We start from the raw sequence: 1,537 nt of genomic DNA on the forward strand, positions 1-1,537 counted from the left end.
GTCGGCGCCGGCGTGGTCTCCAAGATCGTCAAGTAAGGCTCACGCCGCACAAGACCAGACCAAGGCCGTCGGGGCGACCCGGCGGCCTTTTTCTTTGCGCCGCAGGGAGGCTGCGGATGACTGGAAAGTCATGACCGCGAATTAAGCTGCTTCCATGCAAGGTCGGCCCTAGTTTCCTTTGGGAGTTGGATTGGGGAACCTAAGGCATGCGAACTTCGATTGCCCTTGTTGCGGCCTTAGCCGCTTTCGCCACCGCGGGCGGCGCGAACGCCGCCTCCGTCGAGATCCGCGACGCCGTCGCCCGGGTCACGGTGATCCCTGAGGACCGCAGCGACGTGAAGGTCGAGTTCCTCACCACCAACGCCGACCTGCCGCTGCAGGTGCGCACGGTGGGTGGCGAGACCATCATCGACGGCGACCTCGACCGGCGGATCACCAATTGCCACCGCAAGCAGGACAGCTATGCCGCATACGTCCGCGGGGTGGGCCGGATCGCCTATGCCAACATCCCGCAGGTGGTGATCCGCACGCCGCGGGCGGTCGACGTGAGCTCCAACGGCGTGGTGTTCGGCACGGTCGGACGCTCGGCCAGCCTCGACCTGCACAACTCCGGCTGCAGCGACTGGACCGTCGCCGACGTCGCCGGCGATGCGACCATCCAGGATTCCGGCGCGGGCTCGGTGAAGATGGGCATGGCCGGACGCCTCGACCTGCGGCTCTCCGGGGCCGGCGAAATCCATGTCACCCGCATCCGCCAGGGCTTCGAGGCCTCGCTTTCCGGCGTCGGCTCGGTCAGCGTCGACGACCTGGCCGGCCCGATCGACGCCAAGGTCTCCGGGGTCGGCAAGATCCGCGTCGCCGACGGCCATGCGGGCGCCGTGCGGGCCTCGGTCTCGGGCATGGGATCCGTCGAGTTTGGCGGCGCGGCCGAGAGCCTCGACGCCTCGATCTCCGGCCTGGGCAACATCCGCGTGAAACACGTCAACGGCTCGGTGAGCAAGTCGGTCACCGGCGGCGGCCACGTCACGATCGGCGACCGATCCTAGAGAGCCCGCGTCGGCATACAGATATCAAGCCAAGGAGTTCGATATGCGCTTTCCCCTGATGCTTCTGGCGGCGACCGCGACCGGCATTGCGGCGCTGTCCGCCGCCGGCGTCGCCAACGCCGCCTCGGTCGAGGTCAAGGATGCGGTCGCCCGGGTGACCGTGATCCCGGAGAACCGCTCCGACGTGAAGGTCGAGTTCATCGCGACCAACCCCAAGCTGCCGCTGCAGCTGCGCACCTTCGGCGGGCGCACCATCGTCGACGGCGACCTCGATCGGCGGATCCGCGACTGTCACGGGACCGGCGAGCGGGCCAGCGTGTCTGTCCGCGGCGTCGGCAACGTCGGCTGGAGCGAGATGCCGCAGATCGTCATCCGCACGCCGCGCGACGTGGACGTCGACGCCGGCGGTGCGATCTGGGGCACGGTGGGCCGCTCGGCCAGCCTGGCCCTCGGCAACGCCGGCTGCGGCGACTGGACGGTCGGCAATGTGG

Annotated in this window: 2 protein-coding genes; both read left to right on the forward strand. The window is 68.8% G+C overall.

Translation table 11 applies throughout. The features are described from left to right. Positions 1-335 precede the first annotated feature (335 nt). Positions 336-1,046, forward strand: coding sequence for a GIN domain-containing protein (locus ACRDUX_RS36130; RefSeq protein WP_526421543.1), 711 nt, complete (start codon positions 336-338; stop codon positions 1,044-1,046). 43 nt (positions 1,047-1,089) lie between these two features. Next, positions 1,090-1,537 (forward strand): hypothetical protein (locus ACRDUX_RS36135; RefSeq protein ID WP_526421545.1); only part of this gene is annotated, 448 nt, incomplete at its 3' end.

Source organism: Mycobacterium sp. (assembly GCF_050701675.1).
In the GTDB taxonomy this organism is placed as follows: Bacteria; Actinomycetota; Actinomycetes; order Mycobacteriales; family Mycobacteriaceae; genus Mycobacterium.